This window comes from Exilispira thermophila (assembly GCF_055389015.1).
In genome coordinates this window covers 1,631,621-1,656,959 of record NZ_AP042476.1, presented here as the reverse complement: position 1 = coordinate 1,656,959, position 25,339 = coordinate 1,631,621, and the positions used below count along the sequence as shown (strand labels likewise).

Annotated in this window: 22 protein-coding genes and 1 riboswitch; of the genes, 11 read left to right on the top strand and 11 right to left on the bottom strand. The window is 23.7% G+C overall.

Annotation, left to right across the window (positions count from 1 at the left end):
- Positions 1-67: 67 nt before the first annotated feature.
- From ACZ5EC_RS06980 to ACZ5EC_RS06965, 4 genes are all read left to right on the top strand, one after another.
- Positions 68-676, top strand: coding sequence for an IS256 family transposase (locus ACZ5EC_RS06980; protein ID WP_464301765.1), 609 nt, complete (start codon positions 68-70; stop codon positions 674-676).
- A gap of 225 nt (positions 677-901) precedes the next feature.
- The gene (locus ACZ5EC_RS06975) at positions 902-1,975 is read left to right on the top strand and encodes an IS110 family RNA-guided transposase (RefSeq protein WP_464301764.1); all 1,074 of its coding nucleotides are present in this window, start codon (positions 902-904) and stop codon (positions 1,973-1,975) included.
- Between the two features lie 149 nt (positions 1,976-2,124).
- Positions 2,125-3,198 (top strand): IS110 family RNA-guided transposase, encoded by a 1,074-nt coding sequence (locus tag ACZ5EC_RS06970; RefSeq protein ID WP_464301763.1) that lies wholly within the window; start codon positions 2,125-2,127, stop codon positions 3,196-3,198.
- 48 nt (positions 3,199-3,246) lie between these two features.
- The gene (locus ACZ5EC_RS06965) at positions 3,247-3,915 is read left to right on the top strand and encodes an IS256 family transposase (protein WP_464301762.1); all 669 of its coding nucleotides are present in this window, start codon (positions 3,247-3,249) and stop codon (positions 3,913-3,915) included.
- 350 nt (positions 3,916-4,265) lie between these two features.
- On the opposite strand, the gene ACZ5EC_RS06960 is transcribed toward ACZ5EC_RS06965, so the two are convergent.
- A complete protein-coding gene (locus tag ACZ5EC_RS06960; protein ID WP_464301761.1) occupies positions 4,266-5,156 on the bottom strand; it encodes a hypothetical protein in 891 nt (296 codons plus the stop codon).
- A 453-nt stretch (positions 5,157-5,609) separates the two neighbouring features.
- On the opposite strand from ACZ5EC_RS06960, the gene ACZ5EC_RS06955 reads away from it, so the two are divergent.
- Together ACZ5EC_RS06955 and ACZ5EC_RS06950 are read left to right on the top strand one after the other, a co-directional pair.
- Positions 5,610-6,638, top strand: coding sequence for a hypothetical protein (locus ACZ5EC_RS06955; protein ID WP_464301760.1), 1,029 nt, complete (start codon positions 5,610-5,612; stop codon positions 6,636-6,638).
- Between the two features lie 193 nt (positions 6,639-6,831).
- Entirely contained in the window at positions 6,832-7,536 is a 705-nt protein-coding gene (locus tag ACZ5EC_RS06950; RefSeq protein ID WP_464301759.1) for a hypothetical protein, read from the top strand.
- Between the two features lie 453 nt (positions 7,537-7,989).
- On the opposite strand, the gene ACZ5EC_RS06945 is transcribed toward ACZ5EC_RS06950, so the two are convergent.
- Positions 7,990-8,919 (bottom strand): ABC transporter substrate-binding protein, encoded by a 930-nt coding sequence (locus tag ACZ5EC_RS06945; protein WP_464301758.1) that lies wholly within the window; start codon positions 8,917-8,919, stop codon positions 7,990-7,992.
- Positions 8,920-9,062: 143 nt separating this feature from the next.
- A riboswitch (cobalamin riboswitch) is annotated at positions 9,063-9,227 on the bottom strand.
- A gap of 249 nt (positions 9,228-9,476) precedes the next feature.
- Here ACZ5EC_RS06945 and ACZ5EC_RS06940 point away from each other — a divergent pair.
- The 3 genes from ACZ5EC_RS06940 (at position 9,477) to ACZ5EC_RS06930 (ending at position 11,845) form a co-directional block, all read left to right on the top strand.
- Positions 9,477-10,355: an SDR family NAD(P)-dependent oxidoreductase gene (locus ACZ5EC_RS06940; RefSeq protein ID WP_464301757.1), complete on the top strand. Its 879-nt coding sequence runs from the start codon at positions 9,477-9,479 to the stop codon at positions 10,353-10,355.
- 94 nt (positions 10,356-10,449) lie between these two features.
- A complete protein-coding gene (locus tag ACZ5EC_RS06935; RefSeq protein WP_464301756.1) occupies positions 10,450-11,166 on the top strand; it encodes a MerR family transcriptional regulator in 717 nt (238 codons plus the stop codon).
- Positions 11,159-11,845, top strand: coding sequence for an SGNH/GDSL hydrolase family protein (locus tag ACZ5EC_RS06930; protein ID WP_464301755.1), 687 nt, complete (start codon positions 11,159-11,161; stop codon positions 11,843-11,845). The genes ACZ5EC_RS06935 and ACZ5EC_RS06930 overlap by 8 nt, the downstream gene beginning before the upstream one ends.
- 2 nt (positions 11,846-11,847) lie before the next feature.
- Here the strand turns inward: ACZ5EC_RS06930 and kamE are convergent, their stop codons facing one another.
- Both kamE and kamD read right to left on the bottom strand, forming a co-directional pair.
- Positions 11,848-12,609, bottom strand: a complete 762-nt coding sequence (gene kamE / locus ACZ5EC_RS06925; protein ID WP_464301754.1) for a lysine 5,6-aminomutase subunit beta — start codon at positions 12,607-12,609, stop codon at positions 11,848-11,850.
- Between the two features lie 296 nt (positions 12,610-12,905).
- A complete protein-coding gene (gene kamD / locus ACZ5EC_RS06920; protein WP_464301753.1) occupies positions 12,906-14,510 on the bottom strand; it encodes a lysine 5,6-aminomutase subunit alpha in 1,605 nt (534 codons plus the stop codon).
- 565 nt (positions 14,511-15,075) lie between these two features.
- Between kamD and eno the strand changes: the two genes are divergently transcribed.
- Entirely contained in the window at positions 15,076-16,362 is a 1,287-nt protein-coding gene (gene eno, locus ACZ5EC_RS06915; protein ID WP_464301752.1) for a phosphopyruvate hydratase, read from the top strand.
- A gap of 193 nt (positions 16,363-16,555) precedes the next feature.
- Here eno and ACZ5EC_RS06910 read toward each other — a convergent pair whose 3' ends face one another.
- The 4 genes from ACZ5EC_RS06910 to ACZ5EC_RS06895 form a co-directional block, all read right to left on the bottom strand.
- Positions 16,556-17,761: an ISL3 family transposase gene (locus ACZ5EC_RS06910; protein WP_464301751.1), complete on the bottom strand. Its 1,206-nt coding sequence runs from the start codon at positions 17,759-17,761 to the stop codon at positions 16,556-16,558.
- Between the two features lie 152 nt (positions 17,762-17,913).
- Positions 17,914-18,381, bottom strand: coding sequence for a hypothetical protein (locus tag ACZ5EC_RS06905; RefSeq protein ID WP_464301750.1), 468 nt, complete (start codon positions 18,379-18,381; stop codon positions 17,914-17,916).
- 33 nt (positions 18,382-18,414) lie between these two features.
- Complete coding sequence (locus tag ACZ5EC_RS06900) at positions 18,415-19,626, bottom strand: DUF4097 family beta strand repeat-containing protein (protein ID WP_464301749.1); 1,212 nt, start codon at positions 19,624-19,626, stop codon at positions 18,415-18,417.
- A 17-nt stretch (positions 19,627-19,643) separates the two neighbouring features.
- Positions 19,644-20,021, bottom strand: a complete 378-nt coding sequence (locus ACZ5EC_RS06895; RefSeq protein ID WP_464301748.1) for a DUF2089 family protein — start codon at positions 20,019-20,021, stop codon at positions 19,644-19,646.
- 238 nt (positions 20,022-20,259) lie between these two features.
- Here ACZ5EC_RS06895 and ACZ5EC_RS06890 point away from each other — a divergent pair, with 238 nt between their 5' ends.
- Positions 20,260-21,507 (top strand): MFS transporter, encoded by a 1,248-nt coding sequence (locus ACZ5EC_RS06890; RefSeq protein ID WP_464301747.1) that lies wholly within the window; start codon positions 20,260-20,262, stop codon positions 21,505-21,507.
- Positions 21,508-22,596: 1,089 nt separating this feature from the next.
- On the opposite strand, the gene ACZ5EC_RS06885 is transcribed toward ACZ5EC_RS06890, so the two are convergent.
- From ACZ5EC_RS06885 to ACZ5EC_RS06875, 3 genes are all read right to left on the bottom strand, one after another.
- Positions 22,597-23,226, bottom strand: a complete 630-nt coding sequence (locus ACZ5EC_RS06885; RefSeq protein WP_464301746.1) for an MBL fold metallo-hydrolase — start codon at positions 23,224-23,226, stop codon at positions 22,597-22,599.
- Positions 23,227-23,315: 89 nt separating this feature from the next.
- Positions 23,316-24,020 (bottom strand): late competence development ComFB family protein, encoded by a 705-nt coding sequence (locus tag ACZ5EC_RS06880; RefSeq protein ID WP_464301745.1) that lies wholly within the window; start codon positions 24,018-24,020, stop codon positions 23,316-23,318.
- A 144-nt stretch (positions 24,021-24,164) separates the two neighbouring features.
- Positions 24,165-25,259: an HD domain-containing phosphohydrolase gene (locus ACZ5EC_RS06875; RefSeq protein WP_464301744.1), complete on the bottom strand. Its 1,095-nt coding sequence runs from the start codon at positions 25,257-25,259 to the stop codon at positions 24,165-24,167.
- Positions 25,260-25,339: the final 80 nt, after the last annotated feature.

Genomic DNA, 25,339 nt, shown 5'->3' with positions numbered 1-25,339 from the left:
AATAAAAAATATTGCCTCCCGATGAAAAAATATGTATAAAAAAACAAATCATCAGGAGGCAAAAAAAATGAACAATTTAGGTAAAGAATTAGCTAAATTTTTAGAAAGTCAAGGGGTTTTAGAAGAATTTATTAAAAATCCTGATAAAACAATAGAATTAATGTTATCTATATTAAAATATGGATATGAAAGTTTAATGACAAATGAAATAGATACTGTATTAGGATTTAAAAAATATGATAGAGAAACAGAAAAAGAAAATTACAGAAATGGGAAAAGGTACAGAGATTTAGACACGAGTCATGGAAAAATTATTAACTTAGAAGTACCAAGAGCAAGAAATGGGTTTTATCCTGCAATATTGGAAAGATATAAGAGAAGACTTGAAAATATAGATGATACAATAATAAAATTGTATGCAAAAGGGTTATCTACAGAAGATATATCAGAACATATAAAAGATATATATGGGATGAAATATAGTAAAGAAACGATATCGAATATAACGGAGAAAGTAAAAAAAGATATAGAAGGATTTAAAAACAGGAAATTAGAAGAAAGTTATTATGTAATATTTATAGATGCAATGTATGTAAACATAAGGAGGGATACAGTATCTAAAGAAGCAATCTATTTTTTATTAGGAGATGTGATAAAAATCAATAGCAGGGGATAAAGAAACTGCTTTCAGGCAACGAAAATAAACCTGAAAGCAGATAGGCTTAGGTTCGACATTTAATTTGGTCAAAAAGACCGTTTAGGAGAATGAAGAGCCTACAGCCGAATCAACATAATAATCGGATTTTAACAATCCAGATTGAATAGGAGAATGGATTATTCTCTGTAATAAATATCGTAAAGAATCTGCTTTCAATTAAAAAAAAATAATTGGAGGAGGCAGATGAAACTATCAGTTGGAGTTGATTTACACAAGCATCAAATGACGGTATGTATAAAAAATTTAGAACAAAGGATTGCAGATATTAATTGGAAATTTTCTACAAAAAAAGAAGGATATATGGAATTTGTAAGATTGTTAAAGAAATTATCCCAACCAGAAGAAATTGAAATAGCAGTAGAATCTACAGGAAATACAAGATATTTCAAAAGAGAAATGGAAAATTATGGATTTAAAGTACATGTAGTAAATACCTTAAAGTTTAAAGTAATAAATGAATCAATAAACAAAACAGATAAACATGATGCAAGGACATTAGCAGAATTTTTATCAAAAGATATGATACCAGAAGTAAATTTATGTAAAGAAGATAGTAAAAATTTAAGAGATTTATTAAAGCATAGGTCAGTATTAAAAAAGACCAATGTAAGTTTAAAGAATCAAATACATGGAATAATGTTAGAAATGGGTATAGGAACAAAGAATGGACAGCTTAACACAAAAACAGGAAGGGTAAAAATTATAGAACAAATATCGGACCCAATAAAAAAAAGTATAGTATCAGGGATAATAAAAACAATAAATAGTATAGAAAGTTTAATATCAGAAATAGAGAAAGAGCTTTCAAAGATGACAGAAAAAGATGAAGCAGTAAGAATACTAAGGACAATACCAGGATGTGGATTGATAACTTCAATTACTTTAAGGGCTTACATAGATGACATAAATAAATTTAGTTCATATAAAAAGCTTTCTTCTTATTGTGGATTGGTACCATGGGTACAAAATTCAGCAGACAAAGAAAGATATGGGAATATAACTAAAAGAGGTTCACAAGAATTGAGAACAGCATTTGTACAGATGACAATGGGTATGATAAGGGTAAAAAGAGAAAGAGAAAATAGATATATGAAATCTTATAGAAATATGAAAAAAATAAAAGGAAGTGGAAAAGCAATAATAGCAACTTCAAGAAAGTTAAGTAAATTGGTATGGACATTATTAAAAAATGGTTGTGAATATGATCCAGTAAAATCAAATGATATATTGTTAAATAAAGATTATTCCGTTGCCTGAAAGCAATGATTTGAGGTTTTACCTCGTTTATATAAATTAGCAGATTTTTTGATATTTAATATTGATTTTTATAGGAGAATGGATTATTCTCTGTAATAAATATCGTAAAGAATCTGCTTTCAATTAAAAAAAATAATTGGAGGAGGCAGATGAAACTATCAGTGGGAGTTGATTTACACAAGCATCAAATGACAGTATGTATAAAAAATTTAGAACAAAGGATTGCAGATATTAATTGGAAATTTTCTACAAAAAAAGAAGGATATATGGAATTTGTAAGATTGTTAAAGAAATTATCCCAACCAGAAGAAATTGAAATAGCAGTAGAATCTACAGGAAATACAAGATATTTTAAAAGAGAAATGGAAAATTATGGATTTAAAGTACATGTAGTAAATACCTTAAAGTTTAAAGTAATAAATGAATCAATAAACAAAACAGATAAACATGATGCAAGGACATTAGCAGAATTTTTATCAAAAGATATGATACCAGAAGTAAATTTATGTAAAGAAGATAGTAAAAATTTAAGAGATTTATTAAAGCATAGGTCAGTATTAAAAAAGACCAATGTAAGTTTAAAGAATCAAATACATGGAATAATGTTAGAAATGGGTATAGAAACAAAGAATGGACAGCTTAACACAAAAACAGGAAGGGTAAAAATTATAGAACAAATATCGGACCCAATAAAAAAAAGTATAGTATCAGGGATAATAAAAACAATAAATAGTATAGAAAGTTTAATATCAGAAATAGAGAAAGAGCTTTCAAAGATGACAGAAAAAGATGAAGCAGTAAGAATACTAAGGACAATACCAGGATGTGGATTGATAACTTCAATTACTTTAAGGGCTTACATAGATGACATAAATAAATTTAGTTCATATAAAAAGCTTTCTTCTTATTGTGGATTGGTACCATGGGTACAAAATTCAGCAGACAAGGAAAGATATGGGAATATAACTAAAAGAGGTTCTAGTGAATTAAGAACAGCATTTGTACAGATGACAATGGGTATGATAAGGGTAAAAAGAGAAAGAGAAAACAGATATATGAAATCTTATAGAAATATGAAAAAGATAAAAGGAAGTGGAAAAGCAATAATAGCGACTTCAAGAAAGTTAAGTAAATTGGTATGGACATTATTAAAAAATGGTTGTGAATATGATCCAGGAAAATCAAATGATATATTGTTAGATAAAGATTATTCTGTTGCCTGAAAGCAATGATTTGAGGTTTTACCTCGTTTAGATAAATTAGCAGATTTTTTGATATTTAATATTGATTTTTATAGGGGAGTAAATGTAAAAGGGAAAAGAGAGATATTAGGATTTTACATAAATCCTACAGAGAGTTCAAGTTTTTACAATGAAATATTTGAAGATATAAAAACAAGAGGAGTAAAAAAAGTATTGTTGTTTGTAACAGATGGATTAAGTGGAATAGAAGAAGTAATAAGCAACAATTTTCCAAAATCAAAAATACAAAGATGTATATATCATTTAAGCAGGAACATATCAACAAGAGTAAGGGTAAGAGATAGAGGAGAAATATTATTGGATTTTAAAAAAGTCTATAGTCAAACTAGGAAAGAAGAAGCACTAGTTTATTTTGAACAATTTAAAATAAAATGGGGAAGGAAGTATAAGAAGTTAGTTAATGATTTAGAAGAAGTATTGGATTATATGTTAACATTTTATGAATTTCCAGAAAGCATAAGGAAACAGATCTATACAACAAACTGGATTGAAAGGTTGAATGAAGAGGTAAGAAAAAGAATAAAAGGGAAAAATAGTTTTCCAACAGTTGAATCTGCAGAAAAACTATTATTTTTAATATTAAAAGATTATGAAAATAGATGGGAAGAAAGAATATTAAGGGGGTTTGGTCAAGCTAAATATGAGCTTGACGAAATGCTAGAAAAAATTTATGGTTAATGTCAATATTTTCATCGGGAGGCGAAATTAGTTATAATTCTAGAATTATAACTAATTTACACACTATTATTGACATAACCTATTATATTTCCGTGGTTGGTGAAGTTAATAATAAAATTGAAATTATTATATTTAATTAAATAAATAAAAACAATATATATCCTAATTAAAATTTCTCGACTGGATTACAGTTGCCAAAGGCTCAAGAGAAAAAAATAATATATATTTATTTAATGTCATAAAAGATTAACTTTAAGGAATACATAACTGTACTAAGGAGAGATATTTTAATTAGGATATAATTTATTCTATTTTTTAAATATCTCAATAATTTAAATTTTATTATTATATTATTTTGTTTTGAAATTAACCTGTAATACAAAAAAAACAGGATTTTCATTGCTAATTAAATTTCCAGTATAAAAATACCAGTAATTATAACCAATAATACCTTTAATATATAACCCATTAATAGGTTTTATTATTAAACCAATTGATGATGATAAAAAAGAATATTTAAATTTATTATTATAATTATTAATACTATATCCCATTTCAAAATAATATCCTAAAAGCGTATAGGTCGGTATTAATCTTATTCCTGCAGAATAGTAGTACTGTAATTTATAATAATAGTTAGAGGATGAAATGAAATCCTTAATATTTAAATATTTAAATTGAAAAAAAACTTCATTTTGGTAAATATAAACTCCTGTATCTAAAGAAAAATCAAAATTTTCAGATAATCTATTTGATGTAATATTTGGTATAGCTAAAATGAATTTTTCAGGATAAAACGGAGTAGAACCATTAACTTTTAAGAAAAAATATGGATATAAGTCTATAGTAAGGAATAACCTAACTGAGGAAAAATATTTTAAAAAATCTAATGTTTTTAAGTTATATTCAATTGAAATACTAAAAGCTTTATTAAAAAAATTATATATTAATCCTAAAGCATATGGGTTTTTCCAATCAATCCCATTATAATTAAAAAGAAACCCAAATTTATTATTACTATTAAAGTTAAATAATAAATTTAAAAAATAATTATAAAAAATAGAATTTTCAAAAGTTGTATCTGTTAAGCTAATTGAAGAGGGAAAAAATCCAGAATAATAATTAAAATATCCATTGATTTCATAATTAATTTTATTATTTTCTGTTTTCCCAAATACAGTAGTTAACGAGAAAAAAAGAAAAAATGAAATAAAAAATAAAAAGATAAAATTTCGTTTCATAATTATCTAACCCCTTAAAAATTTAAAAAAATGCAGAATCTAATTTAAATTGATTTTTTATTAAAAGTAACTTTTAAAAATATATTGAACATAATAAATTAATAATTTAAAATTAAATAAATTCAACATAAATTAATTTTTTAATAGTTTTTAATAATTTTTAATTTAAATATAAATAATATAAAACAATTAAAGAGTATAAATTGAAATAAATGTAATTATAGTAAATAAAAAATGTTGAAAATATATTAAAATATAAAGAAATAAAGGTAATTTATAAAATCATGTTAATTAATATGAATGACTGATTAAAATTATTTGTGTTAAATTTTGTAAAAAAATATAAAAAAAATAAAAAAATATCTTGACAACAATTAATTTCTTTTTATATTTTAACCGTAAGCAAAAAAAAGCTTACGATAAATTAATTAAAAATTTTTAGGAGGATACTTTATGAAAAAGTTGCTCGCTGTTTTGTTAGTACTCGCAATGGTATTAGCTTTCGTAACTCCTTTATTTGCTGAAGGCGTTACTTTAGAAGATTTAGATGCAAGAGTTAAAGTTTTAGAAGGTGGAATTGGAACTTCAAGTGCAGAACTTGGACTTGGTTTTGCATATGAAACAAGTAATAAAGCATACGTATTTGACCCATATGTTTCTTTTAGTGTAGGATCTTATGCTTTATCAGGTGATACTTCATTAACAAAAGGGATGTTGTATGTAGATAATAATTCTGGTGCTCCTTTTGCAAAGATTATATTCAATGATAACATTTATTTAAAACTTACTGATGCTACTTTAAAATTTTATTATGATTCTGATATGGTAACTGTTTATGGTGGAACTGATAGTATTGGTACATTTGCACCTACAGCATATTTTGGTAGTGCTTTTTCTTCTGCTTATAATGCAAATTCATATCCATTGATTGGACAAGCTGGATTAGTAGCTACTACTTATGATGCAGGTGATTTTAATATTTATGCTGGTTTTTCTTTAACTCCAATGGATATGTTAAGTGTAACTGATGATTTTTCATATGAACTAAATGGTAAAACTTGGGAAAATTCAGCATCAGTTAAATTTACACCTATGGATATGTTAGAATTAGATGTATCTTTTGATTATAATTCAGCTAACGAAATGGGATTAGCTATTGATTTATTTTTAAACAATTTAGGGCCAGCTTCTTTCTACATTGGATCTACTCTCGCTCAGGTAACAACAGATACTGCTGCTGCATATAATATTGGAGATAAGTTTCCTTTAAACTTTGGAGCAATTGTTTCTTTAGATACTTTATCAATTTTTGCAAGTTTGGCTTCAGATGATCTAAAGGCTAGTACAGTTACTTTAGATTATGATGCAGGTATTAAAGTTCCTGAAATTTTATTTGGTATGGATTTGTATGCTGCAGTAAATGGTTCTACTGCTACTGGTTCTAATATAACTATTTTCAGTGGTTTATATACATCATTTTAATTTTTATTATTTTAATTAAGAATAATGTATATATTCGAGGTTGTCCTGAAATAAGGGCAACCTCTTTTTTATTCTGATAAGAATAAGATATTAATTTTATTGTAATTTAAAATTGTAAATTTTAAATTTAAGATGAAAAGATTATTGTTAAAAAAAAGAAATGTGTTAATGAATACCAAAAAAGGGAAACTATATGATAAATAAAAAATTTATTATTTCAAGTATAATTGCTATATTAATATTAACATTAGTATCATGTTCTTTAGATAAAATGTATTCCAAATATAGTTATGATTTGAAGAGTATTAATAATAATTCTAAATTAAAACTAAATGCAACATATTTATCTCAAAAATATTTAAAAGGTGTTTTTTCGATTGAAAAGCGAAATAATCCATTTATTGCTTTTGAAAAAAATGATTTATTACAGTTAACATTCAAAATTTCTATTGATAACAATTTTAATGATAAATTTTTTTATTTTGATAATACAAAAGTATATTTAACGTTTAAGGATAAAAATAATAATATTTTATTTACAATCAAACCACTAGGATATAAAATTATAAGAGATTATTATTTTGTAAAAAAAGAATCTTTTAATTTTAGTGATGTTGACTTTCAACAATTTATCAAAAAGTTGAAGGATTATTTTCCTGATAATAGAAAACTATATAAATTAAATGGAAATTCAAAATTAGAAAAATATGAAACATTTCTTATAAAAAAAAGATGGTTAGTTGAAAATAATATAGATAATGTTTATTTAATCATTTATATTATGGATGAAAATATGAGGGCTTCTAATAAGTTTATTTTTGAGTTTCCATTAAAATATGTTATGGAAGAAAAAAATATTAATCATACTGAAGAAAAGGAAATCAAAGAAGTAAAATAATTATATTAAATAAAATATATAAAAATAATATTGATATATTTCTTGTTAAATTAGAGATAAATTTATTATTACAAAAAAAAGGTTGTCTCAAAACTAAAGAAGATGCAGAATTAAAGAGAGCTAAAGAAAAAAAATTCTGTGGTTAGTGAAGTTCATAATAAAATTTGAAATTATTGTATTTAATTAAATTAATTTAAGTTAATAAATATATCCTAATTAAAATTTCTTGACTGGATTACAGTTGCCAAAGGCTAAAAAGAAAAAATATTAGTTTTGTTATAAAAGTTCTAAAAGTATTAAATAAACTGATTTCATAACTGACCTAATGAGAAAAATTTTAATAATGATAGAATCTATTCTATTTTTTAAATATCTCAATAATTTCAATTTTATTTTTACAAAAAGAGCTATCCCTTAAATAGAGACAGCTCTTTTTTAATTATTTTATTTATTTTAATTTTTTTGCATAACCTTTATTTTGCTGAATATTTCAAAGAATCCTTTAAAAGTATCAAAAGAAGGTTGTAAAATCATATTTTCTATTTCTGGAGTAATAAAAATTATATTTCCTGTTTTTTTAGCTTTTAGGTGAGTAAATATGTTATCATTAAATAAATCTTTTTTAATGTATGTAGAAGCAACAAGAATAAAATCAGGATCAAGTTCTATAAATTTTTCTAAAGAAATTTTAGGCCATCCTTTATCTTCTATGGAGTATTTTATACCTGCAAGTTCAAAAAAATTAGCAATAAATGAATCCGAGCCTGATAACATAAAATTCTTGTCATACCAGATTATAGATATACCTGTAATATGAAGTTTTAGGTTTTTAATTTTATTTTCATATTGGTCAATATATTGCTTTTTAAGAGTTTTAAAATTATTATATAAACTAAATAATAAGGATAAATTTTTTAAATCATTTTTTAAAGATTCAATTGTATCAGGTGAATAAACAAAATAGTTGATATTATTTTTTTCAATTTCAGCTAATTTTTGAACTGGGAAGGATTTATCAATTATTAAAAGGTCAATTCCATTTGATATGATTTTTTCTAAATCAGGTCCATTATAATCACCTATAATTTTAGTGTCATTTTTTAAATAATTTTTATAAATTGATATGGAATAAGAATCAACACCAACAACATTATTAAAATCATAATTTAGCATGTGAAGAGTTTTAATTACAGCTGGATTTAAAATACCAATCTTACTATAATTTTTCAATTCAATTTTTCTTCCTAAACTGTCTGTAACAGTTTTGACTGGAGTATTATTATTCTCACCCTGTTTTCCTGCAAAAGCTGGATGTGCAAATAAAAATACAAAAAAGAATAATACAAAAAACAAAGTAAATTTAAAAAGATATCCCTTTTTCATAAGAAAACTCCTTTAATGTTTTTTTAGTTGGTAGATTGCAGGAAAATTTTAAAAGATTTTTGCTTTCTTTTATTGGTTGATAAAAAGAATTGAAAAAAGAAAGTACATAGATTGCATTTTCCTGCTATATCCACCAGAAGAAGGATAATAGCTAATTATCAGCAGGTCTCCTGACTTAAGGAAAAGTTTATAACCCTTCCCATAAGGCTTCCCTACAGTGGTTGTTATAAACCGTTTACCTATTACAGTTCCTTCTGAGAGTGCAGGATTTTCACCTGCTTCCCTTGGCTGATAATTATTAATAGAATAATAAATTATATTTTTAAGTCAATAGTATAAAATAAAATTATTTTAAATAATTTTTCCTGATTTTTAAAAAATCATGAATGCTTTCAGATAGATAATATCAGTATTAACAGTAAATAGTAAATAAAAGAAAATAACAATAAAAAGAATAAATAAGAAAAGACATAAAAATATTAAAAATAAAACTTGACATCATACTGTTATAAAGTATGTTGAGAAAGACAGATGGTAATAGAAAAAGGAGGTCAGTTATGTATAATAATTTTCAAAGTGAAAATACAAAGAAAGTTGTTTTAATCACTGGTGGATCATCAGGTATTGGAAGAGCAACAGCATTATATTTGTCTGATCTTGGATTTAAGGTTTTAGTTACTGTAAGAAAGGAGAAGGACTATGCAAAAATTAAAGATATGAATAAAGAAAATCTAATTTCATTGTATCCATTTGATTTTAATGAAAAAGAACATTATAATCTTCTATATGAAAATATAAATCTGATGCTTGATAAATTAAAAATAGATGGTCTTTTTAGTATTATAAATAATGCTGGTGGTGGAGAAATAACGCCTATTGAATTAATGAATGTATTGGATTTTAATAAAGATCTGGAAACTAGAATTGTAGGACCAATAAAATTATTACAGATGTTTCTTCCACTTATAAGAAAAGCAAAAGGAAGAATATTATGGATAGTTACTCCAGGGCTTATTCCAACACCTTTTGTTTCAAGCATACATATTGCAGATTTTGGAGTAAATTGTCTTGTTAGAACTCTGGATCTGGAACTATCAAAATGGGATATCCCTGTTTCGATGGTAAGGTGTGGTGGAATCAAAACGGAGGGAGCATATAAGGCTAATATTAAACTTGAAAATTTTATAGAAAAATTATCAATAAATAATCCTGTTGAAAAAACTTATAAAAAATTATTAGAAAAAGAACTGGATTTTCAAAAAAAATTTGAAGTTAAAAGAACAGATCCAGTTGAAGTTGCTGAAATAGTAGGTAAAGCGTTATTAGAAAAAAAACCAAAATTGGTTTATAGAGTTGGATATATGTCATCTATTGCTGGGATATTAGAAAAATTTCCATATTCTTTTTTAAATAAATTATTAAAAAAAAGAATGTAAAGTTTAATAAAAAATATATTTAGTATAATTGTTAAAAAGAAAGAATATATTAGTTATTATATACATAGGTCGATGGGGGGAGGAGTAAAAAAATATGCAAAAATTAACAAAAGATGAATTTATAAAAAAAATGAGAATCGATCAAAAACTATTTAGTGATTTTGTAAATGCTGACATTATTGAAGAAAAAGAATTATATACTGAAGAAGATGTAGAAAAAGTTAAAAAATTCAAGAAAATAAATGTATTTAAAAAAGAAGATTTGTTTAAAAGATATAAAATTAAAAATACTGAATATGACCTTTTGTTAAAAGAAAATATAATGGAAAATAAACCATTTTATAATAATAAAGATGTAGAAATTTTAAAATCATATAAAAAGTTGAAATCTCTAGGATATGATATTCAAAAGGTAATAAAAATATTAAAAGAGATAGGCCTTCCAGAAGAAGATAATTTGTTTGATAATGATGAATATATTTATATAAATGATTTAGCAAAAAAATTAAATATATCTGAAAGAACTATAAAATTTTATGAAAAAGAAAAGTTGATTTATGAGCCAAAGATATATAAAAATAAAAGATTTTATTTAAAAGATGTTGAAAAACACTTAATATTAATAAAAAACTTGCAGGAGATTGGATATAAGTTGAAAGAGATAAAAACTATTTTTGATGGATTGATATATAAAAAAGATAATGAAAGAAGAAAATATGATTTAATTAAAGAGCTTTTAAAACAACTTGAAATAAAAAAAGGGATATTAAACAAAACAATAGATATGTTAGAAAGGATGAATAATGAGTAATAATACAATATATTTTATTGGGGATTCTATAACCAGAGGGGTAACATTAGTTGATGGTAAATATAAAATAATAGATGAATCATTTTATGAAAAATTTAAAAATATAATCTATAAAAAAACAAAGAATTTTGGTAAGTTTGGAATTACAACAAAAAAATTTTTAGAAAATATAAATAAATATACTGGAAAAGATGTTGATTTAATTTTTTTTCAGATGGGTGGTAATGATTGTAATTTTAATTGGAAAGAGATTGCAAAAAATCCTGATGCTATACATTATCCAAATGTTTCAAAAGTTGAATATGAAAGTAATTTAAGAAAAATATATGATTATTTTTATAAAAATAAAATAAAAGCAATAACTTTGAATTTGCCTCCATTACATCCAGAAAAGTTTTTTAATTATCTGGGCAACAAAAAAGAGAAAGAAAACATTTTGAGATGGTTAAAAAACATTAGTAAAATATATTATCACCATGAATCATACAATAAAATATTTGAAAGAGTGACATATGAATGTGGTCTAAATATGATTGATATAAGAAGTGATTTTTTAAAAGAAGATATACTTGATGATTTAATAAGTGAAGACGGAATACATCCAACAAAACTTGGTCATGAATTAATTTTTAAATCAATTAATGAATATTTAGTTAAAACTTTTATTTATTCTAAATAAATTTACATAATCCCTTTATTTTTTGCAAGTTGTTTAACTATAAAAGTAGCAACATCTTCTGGAAAAGTATGAGGTCCAAATCCAGCATCATACCCAAGTTCTATTGCTAGTTTATGCTCAATTCTAGGACCCCCTACAATTAAAAGAACTTTATCTCTTAAATTTTCAGCTTCTAAAAGTTCGACAAGTTTAGTTAGATTTTTAATATGTATGTTTTTTTGCGTTACTATTTGTGAAACTAAAATAACATTAGCTTTGACTTCTTTGGCTTTTGCAATTAATTCTTCTGATGCAACCTGAGCTCCAAGATTATAAACTTCAAAACCATGGTAAGATTCAAGTCCCTTATGACCTGCAATCCCTTTCATATTCAATATTGCATCAATTCCAACTGTATGAGCATCCGATTCAATACAAGCCCCCACAACAGTAATTTTTCCAAAATGCTTTTCAATAAAATCAACTATAGTTTTTTTATCCCATGATTCATTTGTAGCTTTTGGTACTTTAATTTGTGTAAAATCTATTGTTTTTTCAGAAACTGCATATGCAACAATAAAGGTAAAACCTTTTCCAATAGCTTCATGATGGGTAATTAAAACATTTTTAAATCCTATTTTTTCAAGATAAATTTTAGCTGCTTCCTTTGCTTCTAAAGAGTTATCAACAGGTAATGTAAATGATAACTGAATCTTCCCATCATCCATTGTATCACCATAGGGTTTGATTGCTTTTAAATTTATTTTTTTTACTTTTTCAAGCATCTTAATATCCTTTTTAGATTATTGTTTTTTTTTCTTTTATGTATTTTAAATAAATTTATTTTACTCATACTTGTTTTAATTAAATTTGTAATTTTATATTTGTTTTTTTATATTTTCTTTATTTTAAATATTTTAGTACTTTTTGTTTTTTATTTTTTTATTTTTTCTTTATTTTAGATTAATTTATATATTTTTTATAGTTTTTTGATTTAAATTATCTGTTTTTATATTTAAAACATACTTCTATTTTTTAATTTTAAATTAACTTATAAAAATTAATATTAATAAATTTTAAGTTAAATAGATTTATCCAGATTACCATATTTTTCTATTAACTTTTGTTTAAAAATAATTTCAAAAGGATTAAAATAATCTTTATCTTTTAAAATAACACCTTCAAATCCTTTTCCTCCAGTTTTAGTTCTTTTAATATCTGCAAATAATCCTTTCTCAATAGCTTCCATTAAACCTATTTCGTTTATTTCATTCATCATTTCAAGAGCATTATTCAATACTTGATTTGCACGTTTTTGAATTATACCATTTTCTTTAAATGAAATTTCTTCATATAATTTTTTCATTGTTTTAAATACCATTTTAGCATTTTGAACTGAAAGATGTCTATCCATCATAAAAGGCGTATGGATTGCTTCAGTTAGCATCCCTAATAAATGTATAGTTTGCCCTGTTAAAGTAGATGCAACATTGAAAAGAGTATCCTGCACATGACCTCTGAAAATATTTCCATTCATATATTTTGTTGGAGGCATATATTTTAAAGGAGCTTCAGGAAATATCTCTTTAGCCATTTGTGCTTGAGCAATTTCGAATAAAAATTGATTTTCAATATCAGGATTTATTTCAAATGCATGACCAAGCCCCATTAGATGTTTTGGAAGATATGCTTTTAAAGCAAATTGTTCATTTATAAGTTGTGAAGCTAAAACAGTATGGGCTTTTTCATAAGCATCAGAAGTGGTAAGATAATTATCTTCCCCGGTATTAATAACAATCTCTGCATAAGAATTAATCATTCTTGAAAAATGCTGATCAATAAAAGTTCTTTGCATGTTAATGTCTCTGAAAAGGATACCATACATAGAATCATTAAGCATTACATCAAGTCGTTCAATTGCACCCATTGCAGCTATTTCTGGCATACATAAACCAGAACAATAATTAACAAGTCTTATATATTTTCCTACTTCATAAGAAACCTCATCCAGAGCATTTCGCATTAATCGAAAATTTTCCTGTGTTGCATATGTTCCACCAAATCCTTCAGTAGTAGCTCCATGGGGTACATAATCCAATAGCGATTGAGCAGTTGATCTGATAACAGCAATTATATCAGCTCCACTTCTAGCTGCATTTTGTGCCTGAATTATATCTTCATAAATATTACCAGTAGCAACTATCAAGTATAGATATGGTGCTTCCCCTTCTTTTAATTCTTCAATCATTTTGTTTCTTTTTTTTACATTATTTTCAATAATATTCACATTTTGCTGAGCGTATTTTAAAGAATATTCTTTTACTACTTCAAGAGGTAAAAAATCTTGTTTAGAAAGATCTATTTCATCATTTACAATTGCATCGCAAATGGTTTTAAGATCTTTTTTCTTTTGAATCATTGTATTAAAAATGTAGTAAGTTACCCCTTTTGATAAAAGATCCATTTTGTGTAATTTATCCACTATTATGTTAACATAAGGTAAATTATATTTTTCACTGAACCATTCAACTCCAAATAATCTTAAAATAGCTCTTTCTACTGATACAGTAGTTCTTGTAGAAATATAGTTATAGACTTCAGTGACAATCGATTTAGCATATTCTCTAGCTTTATTAACTTTATTAAAATCAAGATTAAGTTTATTAATAGTTTTTTTTATTTCCAAATTTTTCTCCTTAAATAAAGTTATAAATTATATAAATTAAGAGTATTAATTATGTAAATTTATATTAAAATTTATATTATATAAAATATAAAATAATGGTAAAGAAATTTAAATAAAATAATAAAGCTACAAAATTATCTCTATATATTTTATTAAAGAACAATATAAATAAAAAGAAAAATAAAATATTTTCAATAAATTTATTTATGAAATGTTAATTAATTGACTAAAATGATTTTTGAGGTAACTTTTTTTAAAAGTATATATTAGAAATTTTATATAATTAAGGTTTTTAATGGTTATAAATGTTTTAAAAAGATTTATTTTTGAAAACAGAAAATATTAAAAATGAAAATTTATAAAAAAAATTAAAATGAAATTAAAAATCAAAAATTATGTTTAAATAAAATTATGTTTAAATAAAATTATATTTAAATCAATAAGTATATTTGAAAAAAAGTATATTTTAAACAAAAAACATAATCAGTAAATATATTTAGAAGAACAAAATAATGTATTTAAAAATAAATTTATAAATAAATAAAAAATATATAGGAGGTTTTTTATGAATATTATTGAAGACATTGTTGCTAGAGAAATTTTAGATTCAAGAGGTAATCCAACTGTTGAAGTTGATGTTGTATTATCTTCCGGTGTTGTAGGTAGAGCAGATGTCCCCTCTGGAGCTTCTACTGGTGAATTTGAAGCTGTAGAATTAAGAGATGGAGATAAAAAAAGATATGGTGGTAAAGGTGTTTTAAAGGCTGTTAATAATGTTAACAAAATTATTAAAGAAGAACTCCTTGGTATGGATGTTTTTGATCAGATTGGTATTGATAAACTGCTTATTGAAATAGACGGTACTAAAAATAAATCAAATCTTGGTGCAAATGCAATGCTAGGTGTTTCTTTAGCCTGTGCTAATGCAGCTGCAAATTTATTGGAATTACCGTTATATAGATATTTAGGTGGTACAAATGCAAAAGTATTACCTGTTCCAATGATGAATGTTTTAAATGGTGGAAAACATGCTGATAATAATGTAGATTTACAGGAATTTATGATTATGCCAATAAATGCTCCATCTTTTAAAGAAGCAATAAGAATGGGTGCAGAAGTTTTTCATGCACTTAAAAGTGTTATTAAAGCAAAAGGTTATTCTACAGCTGTTGGTGATGAAGGTGGATTTGCACCAAATTTAAAATCAAACAGGGAAGCTTTAGAGTTAATAGTAGAAGGGATAAAAAAAGCAGGTTATGTTCCTGGAAAGGATGTATTTATAGCATTAGATCCTGCTGCATCTTCATTTTATAAAGATGGGTATTATATTCTTGAAGGAGAAGGTGGTAAAAAATTAACAACTGATGAAATGATAGAATTTTATAAAAAATTAGTTGAAGAATTTCCAATACTTTCAATTGAAGATGGACTTGATGAAAATGATTGGGATGGCTTTGTTAAAATGCAAAAAGAGATGGGAGATAAAATCCAAATTGTTGGTGATGATATTTTTGTTACAAATGTTGAAAAGATAAAAAAAGGAATTGAAAAAAATGCTGCAAACTCAGTTTTAATAAAGTTAAATCAAATTGGTACAGTTACTGAAACTTTAGATGCTATTGAGCTTGCACATAAAGCTCACTGGAGTGCAGTTATTTCACATAGATCAGGCGAAACAACAGATGTTTCAATTGCTCATCTTGCTGTTGCAATGAATACTGGTTTTATTAAAACAGGTTCTGCAAGTAGAATGGATAGAATTGCAAAATATAATGAACTTATGAGAATTGAGGAGGAACTCGGAAAAACAGCTATCTTTAAAGGGATGGAAGTATTTTTTAATTTAAAATAATTTTAATATGTGATTTTTATCGATAAGTTGTGTTAGAATAAACACTCTTTAATTGTATATTATTAAAAGAAAATTAATGTTTTAAAAGTAGAGTCATCCATTTTAAAAAGGATGGCTCTATTTTTTACAATATTTTTAGTTATATATAATTTTTTATTTTCTTTTTTGGTTCTCTTTCATAATGTATGGATAGTTATTCTAAATCACCTGCAATTTGTAATATTTTTAATTTAAGATAATTATTATCTTTATAACCATATCCTCTCTTTAATAATGTTTTTATTACATTATTTAATCCTTCCGCTTTACTATTTGATATTGGATATTTAAACCAATTTAATAATTTATCTATTCTCTTTTCTATCTTCTTTGCAAATCTTTTTAAATATTTATATTCACTTGATAATACCATATTCAACCAGTTTAATAGCATTTTTAAAGCTTCTTTTAATGTATATATCCTGCCAAATATAGATAAAAAATCCTCTTTCATAAGATATATTTCATATAATGGTTTATTTAATCTCTTTAATTTTTCTATGTATTGCTTGCCATTTAAGTCTAATTTTGAATATCTTTTTAATATTATCCATCTCATATGTTTCTTAATAAATAACCCTTCTTTGAATGATAATTGTTTTTGATAAGCTCTTCTTTCTTCTTCTATTGCTTTATTTAATAACCTTGATATATGAAATTTATCAAATACTATACTAACTTTCCCATTAAAATAATTATTTATTGCACTTTCATAAGGTTTCCATAAATCCATTGTTACTACTTGAAGGTTTTCAATTCTTTTACTTAAACTTTCTAATCCTCTAATACAATCACTGTGTTTTCTTCCTTTTTCTAACCAGATAACTTTTGACCTTTCATTATCTATAAATACTGTAAAATATTTATGTCCCTTTTTATATGATACTTCATCTATACTCATTTTATTTACTTCTGGCAATTTAGAAAGATGTGTTTCAAATTTCTTAGATAGCATATTTTTATCAATCCTATAAATACTTGATTCTGATATACCTGTTATTTGTGATATTGATTTGTTATCTAACTTTTTGCTATATCTTAATATTTCTTCCCCTAAATATATTGAATAAGTTTTTTTAGAGTCAGTAAAATCAAGTTTTTCAGTTAATACTTTGTTACATTTTTTACAGTTTACTCTTCTTAATTTAAATTTTAAATAAATAATTCTTCCCAACAAAAATCCTATTTTAATTTCTCTATATTTTGAATCATAAATACTACATTCTGTTCTGCATATTGGACAAATAGGTTTATTTTTATGATTAACTTCAATAATAATTTTATTTTCAATTAATTTTATGTTATCAAATAAAAATCCTTGAATTTTAAATAAAACTGTTATAATTTTTTCTAGTATCATTTTTTTTCTCCCTGTACTATTTTTTTTTAGTATGGGGAGAAATTATTTTTTTTAAACTTTTTTTTTATCCACTCATTTTGAAATTGAACCATTTTTATTAATAAAAAATTTATTTATATTAATTATAAAATTTTTTAATGTAATATAATTTTTTAATATTCATTAACATTTAATATTATGTTTCCATCTTCATCATAAATTTTAACTTTTTTATTTTCTACAACAATTTCAATATCAAGACCTTCATCAATTTTTTCTTTTATTTTTTTATTAATTTCTTCATCTGTATTAATATCAAATTTTTTTCCAAAAGATTTTTGTGTAAATTTATCAAAAAAATTTAAAAATTTTGATGGTATATCTACTGAAGTTTTTAAATTGCCATTTTCTATAACTTTTATATGTATTTTCCCTTTTCGATTGCCTTTTTTATTGGATATATTATTATTATTGTTATTATTTTGATTTTCATTTTCTTGATTGTTAAATTTATTTGAATTATCTTCTTTGATTCCATATCCCAATACATCAAGCATTTCATAAGCTTTTTCAGCATCAATTATTCCTGATTCAACCATTTTTAAAACATGCATTATTTCTTCATTAATTTTTTTCCCCATAATTTTACTCCTTTAAAATAAAAAATAAATATTTTAATTTTTATCTAAATTATGATTATTATTATCATTGACATCATCATTGTTATTATCATTATTTATATTAACATGATTAGCATCATCAATATTATTATTACTATTATTATTGGTATCATCATTATTATCAATATTATTGTTAATATTGATATTAGTGCTATTATATAAATTATTTTCATCACTTTTTATTTTTAAATTTTCATCACTATTATTTTTTTTTAAATCCTCATCATCATTTTTGATTTTCAAAAAAATATATTCTTCAAAAAAATTGTGAATCTCATTTTCTGAATATCCTAAGGATTTTAATAGATCCGATGCATCTTTTTCTTGAATTTTATGATTTAAAAGCATGTCCAATACTTTATTTTTTTCATCAATTTTAAATGCAAGATTATTTTTTTGTTCATTTTCTTCCCTGGAAAATTCTTTAAATTCGTTTATTGTAGGTTCGGTATATGTTTTATTTATAACATTTAATTCAATATCACCTGATAATGAAGAAGCTGTTAAAATAGGTTTTTCTTCATTAAATTTAATGTCATTAACTTCTATATCTCCACTAATAGCTTTTAATTTATAATTTAATTCTTTAAAAGGTTGAAAAATATCAATATCTCCTGATTTTGTATTAAGTTTTATATTTTTAAAAGTGCTTGTCAAATTAATATCTATATCACCTGATAAAGTTGATACTGTTAAAATTTTAGAACCAAAATTATCAAGTGAAATATCTGAAGAAACCCCTGTAATTTGAGCATTGTTAAAATAACAGTTTTTACAATCTATATCCCCTGAAGTTGTAGTAATTATACTTTCAGAACATAAAATATTTTTACAAAATAAATCACCAGATGTTTGCTTGATTACTAGTTTATTAACATTTTGTTTAATATCAGATTGTGAGTTAAAACCCTGACCAGATATTTGAATATCTCCACTCAAAATAGAAATATAAATATTTTTATTTTTTGGAATAGTAATTTCAATATTTTCACTCTGGTTGAAAAATGAAATGAAAAATGATTTGATATCTTTATTTTCAATATATAGAGAGTTTCCTGAGGAATTGAAAGAAATTTCTGAATTACCTTCATAAAGTACCTTTATACTATCATTTTCAGAATTAGAAATTGTAACAGTTAAATCACAGGTTTTATGTTTAATTTTAATATTTTCTATATTTGTACTTACAAATTCTTTTGAAATCATACGATCTCCTTTTAATGTTAATATTCTAAAGCTTTTAATTGTTTTATTGCTTCTTCAGATGAAATTTCTCCACTTTCAAGTTTAGTTAAAATTTCTTTTCTTTTCAACGCGATTTCATCACTTTTTTCAACTTTATATCCTAAAGCTTCAATAATTTCATCAAGTTTGTTTCTAACTGTTGGATAAGAAATCCCTAATTCTTTTTCTACTTCTTTAATATTACCTCTATTTCTAATAAAAACTTTGACAAATTCAAGTTGTTTCTCATTTAATTTAAAAAGTTCATCAAGTTCAAAATCACCCTTAACTTCTGTATTACAATTATTACATTTAAGAGCTATAATATGCATTTTATTTCCACAAACTGGACAAACACTAACAATCTTTTTTTTCATAGCCTTCCCCTTTTAAATTAATGCTTAAAATAAACAAAATATAAAAAAAATTTATGTTCCTATTAAAAATATTAAACATAAAATTAAAAAAGTCAATACTAAAATTAAAATAATTAATATCAAAATGTAAAATATTAAATAAAATAACAATACACTTTAGTAATTAGTAAATTTTATATAGTTGTTTAAATAAATATTTATGTTAAAAATTATTTATAAAAGCTTATAGGGATTATGAATGGCAAAATTTAAAAAAGATCTTCAGTTTTATAAATTTTGTGCTTACGGATTTTTAAAAAACTTAAGATTTTTTGATGCTTTTATTATTATAGCATTTAGAAAATTAGGTTTTTCATTTTTACAAATTGGAATATTATTTTCAATAAAAGAAATTTCTACAAATATTTTTGAAATACCAACTGGAATTATAGCTGATTCTTATGGAAGAAGGAAATCAATGATATTCTCCTTTCTTTCTTACATTATTTCATTGTTAATATTTTATTTTTGTGACCAATACTATTTATTTATCATTGCAATGATATTTTTTGCTTCAGGTGAAGCTTTTAGATCAGGAACTCATAAAGCTATGATTTTGCAATATTTGAAAATAAAAAAAATGGAACATTTAAAAGTGCATTATTATGGAAACACAAGAGGTTGTTCACAACTTGGTTCAGCTATTTCTAGTTTAGTAGCAGCAGCAATAATATTTTTTACAGATAATTACAGTATGATTTTTTTAGCTACAATATTTCCATACTTATTGGAATTAGGATTAATGATTTCTTATCCTTCTTATTTGGATGGAGAAATTAAAAGTATTGAAGATAAAAATATTTTAAAAAGGATTTACAAAAGAATTGAAAATACAATTAAAGATTTTATAAACCTGTTTAAATCAAAATCTTTTTTAAAAATTATATTTAATACATCCCTGTTTGATGGTTATTTTAAATCTGTAAAAGATTATATTCAACCAATAATAAAAACTACTGTCTTAGCTACTCCAATATTGCTATCATTAAGTGAAGAAAAAAGAGTTGCTATTTTAGTTGGAGTTGTTTACTTCTTTTTATATTTATTAACTTCAATGTCATCAAGAAGTTCTGGAAAAGTTGTAGAAAAGGTTAAAGAACTTGAAAAAAGTATTAATCTAACTTTTATAACTGGGGTTGCATTGATTTTTTTTATAGGGGTTAGTTTTTATTTTAAATTATTTTTTATAACCATTTTGTTTTTTATAATGTATTATATGTTACAAAATATTAGAAGACCTATGACTGTTAGTTATGTTTCAGATCTAATTGAAAATAGAATAATGGCAACTGGATTGTCAGTAGAATCCCAATTAAAAACTCTTACAATAGCAATTTTATCACCTTTATTTGGATTCTTATTGGATAAATTTTCAATTGGAATTAGTTTTGTTATATTTTCGATTATTGCATTAATTACATATTATCCTTTAAAAATTAAAAAATAATAAAATTAAAATTATTGAGATATTTATAAAATAGAAAAAATTCTATCATTATTAAAATTTTTCTCATTAAGTCAGTTATCTAATTCTTTTAGTTTATACTTTGAATGCATTTATAAAAAAATTAATATTATTTTCTGTTTAGCCTTTGGCAACTGACATCCACTCAAAAAATTTTAACAATGATAGATACGTAATTCTAATTTATTTTTATTAAATATTTATAAATATAATAATTTCAATTTTATTATTAACTGCACCTGCTACGAAATAATTTTATCTTTTTTTGTCTTTGACAACTACAATCCAGTCGAAAAATTTCAATTATGATATATATAGTTTTAATTTTATTTAATCAAATATAATAATTTCAATTTTTATTATTAACTGCACCAACCACGGAAAAAAGTTATTCTCTTAAGTCTTTGACAACTGAAATCCGTTCAAAAAATTTTAATTAAGATAGATATAATTTTTATTTATTTAATTAATTTAATAATTCGTATTTTTTAAATATCGACTCCTGACACGAAGTATTTATATCTCTTTATTTCTTGCAACTGACATCCACTCGAAAAATTTTAATAATGATAGATAATATAACTTTAATATATTTAAATTAAATTATTTTAATTAAATACAATAATTTTCAATTTTATTATTAATTGCACCTACCATAGTAAACTTTTTTCTCTTCAGCCTTTGGCAACTGACAATTGCTCAAAAATTTCAATTATGATATGTATATAGTTTTTATTTATTTTATTTAATAAATCCATAATAATAATTCATGTTTTTTAAATATCTACCCCTGCCATGAAGTTTTTATATCTCTTTTATCTTTAACAACTACAATCAAGTCTAGAAATTCTAACCAGGATATATATTGTTTTTATTTAATAAAATAACAATTAAAATTTCTAATTTTATTTTAATATAGTTTTCTATTTCTTTTATTTAATACTTTTAAATCATATAAAAAAATAAAAATATACAGAAAAAATGAAAAAATATATCATACAAACATAAGTGAAAAAATAAAAATTATATTAACAAAAGAAAATTAATTTTAATAAATAAAGTAAAAATTAATTATATTAAAATTTCACCTTTAATGTCAGAGGATAATCCTTTGACAAATTGTTCAGCATCTTTGTATGACCCTACAATATCTCCAAAATGGATTGGTACTGCATATTTAGGTTTTATTATATTTGCTGCATAAATCGCTTGCTCTACATCCATTGTATAGGTACCACCTACAGGTAAAAATACAACATCAGCTTTAACCTCTTTCATTTCAGGAATAAAATCAGTATCACCAGCAATGTAATAACTTGTTCTATTTGAATAAATAATATATCCCACCCAATTATTTGATTTAGGATGAAAATTTTTATTAATGTTATATGCCCTGATAGTTTTAAATTTGATTCCATTTTCATTATATTCATGATCAGGTAAAACAGTTACTACTTTTTTAATATTTAAGTTTTCAAGTTGAGTTTTTCCATCCTGAGTAACTACAATAATAGTTTCAGGTTTTATTATCTTTTTAATATCATCAATTGAAAGGTGATCATAATGTGTGTGAGTGCAAAATATAAAATCAGCATCATGAGTTTCTTCTTTAATTTTAAATGGATCAATATAGATAATTTTATCTCCTGTAATTTTTATAGAAGCATGTGAAAGATGATAAGCATTTTTAATTGATTTCATAATATCCTCCAATTAAAAGTTTTTTTTTATATTAGTAAAAATCAACAAATATAGCTATTTATTAGAAATTTTTGTAAAATAAATATAATTTATTTTGGTTCCATATATACTGGATCAATTTCAAATGTTTCACCTCTTCTAATGTAATCCATTAAAGTTGGTTTTGATATAATTTCGATTGTAAAAACCTTTTTTTCAGTTAAGAAATCTTTATGTTTGAATTCTAAAACAAAATTAAATTTTTTAGTTTTACCATTATCTTCAGTTTTTGCTTTTATAGACATAGGCCAGAAAGTATATATCCCAGGAGTTTTTGGAGAAATATGATAAGGATTTTGCCATAAAGGGGTAGCCATTTCTACGATGGTATCATTTTCATCTTTTAAATAAACATCAATATCAGATAACAGGTCAAAGTTTTTAGCATTATAAACCTTACCTAAAAAAAGTGGAAAGTTGAAATAGAAATCATTAGTAGTATTATAGGAAATTTCCCAATTAATGTTTTCTTCTTCAAAATCTTCTATTTCATTTCTTCTCTTGCTTATTATTTCAATTCCATCATATATTAGTGTAATCAGATCTGCAAGAAATTGTGGATCTCTTTCAAATTCTTTTTCTTGATGTACAAGACCTCGTGATGATACAATGTAATTTGGTTTAACACGGTTTAAAACAAAGCAAACAAGATCAAGTTTAAATTTAGGTTTTTTCATAGATTCATCTTTATATTCTAATAGAATTGTTTCTACAAGGTTAAAAACTAAATCCTCCAGAGTATTTTTTATTCTCATTTTTGCCCCCGAATACATAAATATTAATAATTTATTATTGTTATTCTTACTTTAATATAAGTTAAAGAATAATAATATCAATAATAACTTTACAAATAAAAATGTTTTTTAAAAACATGTCTGAATAATTTTTTACATTTTTGTTTATGCTTTTGTTAAAATCTTTATCTTAAAATTTTTTAAATAATTTATGAATAATTTACCAAGATCTGGATCAAATTGACTTCCTATCCCTTTTTCAAGTTCTTTAATAATTTGATTAAATGTTAAAGGTTTTCTGTAAGGTCTATTGGTGGACATTGCATCTAAAGTATCTGCTAAACTGATGATCCTGTCATCAAATGGAATTTGATTTTTCAATAATTTATCAGGATATCCTTCACCATTCCACCTTTCATGATGCCATCTTATTATTTTTCTTTCTTTTTCAAAAAAATCAAGAGGAAGAAGCATTTGTTCACCAAATTCAGGATGTTTTTTTATATAGGTAAATTCTTTATCATTTAATTTAGATGTTTTATTAAGTATATTTTCAGGAATACCAATTTTTCCTATATCATGCAATAATGCAGCATATCCTAATGTTTTTATTGTTTTTGAATCAAGATTTAGAAGAGCTCCAAAAGTAATTGAATATTCCATCACCCTTTGAGAATGCCCTTTTGTATAGTGGTCTTTTACCTCAATTGTTGCTACAAGAGTTTTAATTGTAGATAAAAAATTATCTTCTAGTTTTTTAACAAGTGAAAAATTTTGATAATAAAATGATGTTTGAGAAGATATGATATTTAATAAAGCGAGGTCATTTGAAGTAAAATTTTTTGGTTCATTTGCTTCAAAATAAAGTACTCCAAAAAAACTGTTTGTTATAAATAGAGGTAAAATTAAAAGGGATTTGGGTGAAGTCAAATATAATCCATTATATTTAGAATCCTGTAAAAAATTGTTTATTATAATTTTTTTGGTTTTTATAATTTTATCTAAAAAATAATTCCCAGATAAATATACTTTATTAAAATTATTATATGAAATTTTACTACCTTTAATATAAAAGAGTTTTTTATCATTATCAAAAGGGATAAAAATACTGTAATCAAAATTGTATAGATTATTTATTTGGTTTATAACTTTAGCAATTATATTTTCATTTATAGTATAAAGGTCATCTGTCTGAAATATTTTAGAAAATTTATATATTGAGGTTAAAATGTTAAATGTGTTATCAATATTTTTGTACATCTATTCTAAATATATATTTTAATAATTTAAATTCAACAAATTTTATATAAATAAGCATAAGAAAATTAAAAAATATTACA

What these genes read in the sequence shown, in the direction of transcription:
- ACZ5EC_RS06945 (WP_464301758.1), bottom strand. Translation starts at nt 8,919, where the DNA reads ATGAAAAAGGGATATCTTTTTAAATTTACTTTGTTTTTTGTATTATTC.
- eno (WP_464301752.1), top strand. Translation starts at nt 15,076, where the DNA reads ATGAATATTATTGAAGACATTGTTGCTAGAGAAATTTTAGATTCAAGA.
- ACZ5EC_RS06980 (WP_464301765.1), top strand. Translation starts at nt 68, where the DNA reads ATGAACAATTTAGGTAAAGAATTAGCTAAATTTTTAGAAAGTCAAGGG.
- ACZ5EC_RS06905 (WP_464301750.1), bottom strand. Translation starts at nt 18,381, where the DNA reads ATGGGGAAAAAAATTAATGAAGAAATAATGCATGTTTTAAAAATGGTT.
- ACZ5EC_RS06940 (WP_464301757.1), top strand. Translation starts at nt 9,477, where the DNA reads ATGTATAATAATTTTCAAAGTGAAAATACAAAGAAAGTTGTTTTAATC.
- ACZ5EC_RS06935 (WP_464301756.1), top strand. Translation starts at nt 10,450, where the DNA reads ATGCAAAAATTAACAAAAGATGAATTTATAAAAAAAATGAGAATCGAT.
- ACZ5EC_RS06880 (WP_464301745.1), bottom strand. Translation starts at nt 24,020, where the DNA reads ATGAGAATAAAAAATACTCTGGAGGATTTAGTTTTTAACCTTGTAGAA.
- kamE (WP_464301754.1), bottom strand. Translation starts at nt 12,609, where the DNA reads ATGCTTGAAAAAGTAAAAAAAATAAATTTAAAAGCAATCAAACCCTAT.
- ACZ5EC_RS06890 (WP_464301747.1), top strand. Translation starts at nt 20,260, where the DNA reads ATGGCAAAATTTAAAAAAGATCTTCAGTTTTATAAATTTTGTGCTTAC.
- ACZ5EC_RS06970 (WP_464301763.1), top strand. Translation starts at nt 2,125, where the DNA reads ATGAAACTATCAGTGGGAGTTGATTTACACAAGCATCAAATGACAGTA.
- ACZ5EC_RS06875 (WP_464301744.1), bottom strand. Translation starts at nt 25,259, where the DNA reads ATGTACAAAAATATTGATAACACATTTAACATTTTAACCTCAATATAT.
- ACZ5EC_RS06900 (WP_464301749.1), bottom strand. Translation starts at nt 19,626, where the DNA reads ATGATTTCAAAAGAATTTGTAAGTACAAATATAGAAAATATTAAAATT.
- ACZ5EC_RS06950 (WP_464301759.1), top strand. Translation starts at nt 6,832, where the DNA reads ATGATAAATAAAAAATTTATTATTTCAAGTATAATTGCTATATTAATA.
- ACZ5EC_RS06960 (WP_464301761.1), bottom strand. Translation starts at nt 5,156, where the DNA reads ATGAAACGAAATTTTATCTTTTTATTTTTTATTTCATTTTTTCTTTTT.
- ACZ5EC_RS06930 (WP_464301755.1), top strand. Translation starts at nt 11,159, where the DNA reads ATGAGTAATAATACAATATATTTTATTGGGGATTCTATAACCAGAGGG.
- ACZ5EC_RS06975 (WP_464301764.1), top strand. Translation starts at nt 902, where the DNA reads ATGAAACTATCAGTTGGAGTTGATTTACACAAGCATCAAATGACGGTA.
- ACZ5EC_RS06910 (WP_464301751.1), bottom strand. Translation starts at nt 17,761, where the DNA reads ATGATACTAGAAAAAATTATAACAGTTTTATTTAAAATTCAAGGATTT.
- ACZ5EC_RS06895 (WP_464301748.1), bottom strand. Translation starts at nt 20,021, where the DNA reads ATGAAAAAAAAGATTGTTAGTGTTTGTCCAGTTTGTGGAAATAAAATG.
- ACZ5EC_RS06955 (WP_464301760.1), top strand. Translation starts at nt 5,610, where the DNA reads ATGAAAAAGTTGCTCGCTGTTTTGTTAGTACTCGCAATGGTATTAGCT.
- ACZ5EC_RS06885 (WP_464301746.1), bottom strand. Translation starts at nt 23,226, where the DNA reads ATGAAATCAATTAAAAATGCTTATCATCTTTCACATGCTTCTATAAAA.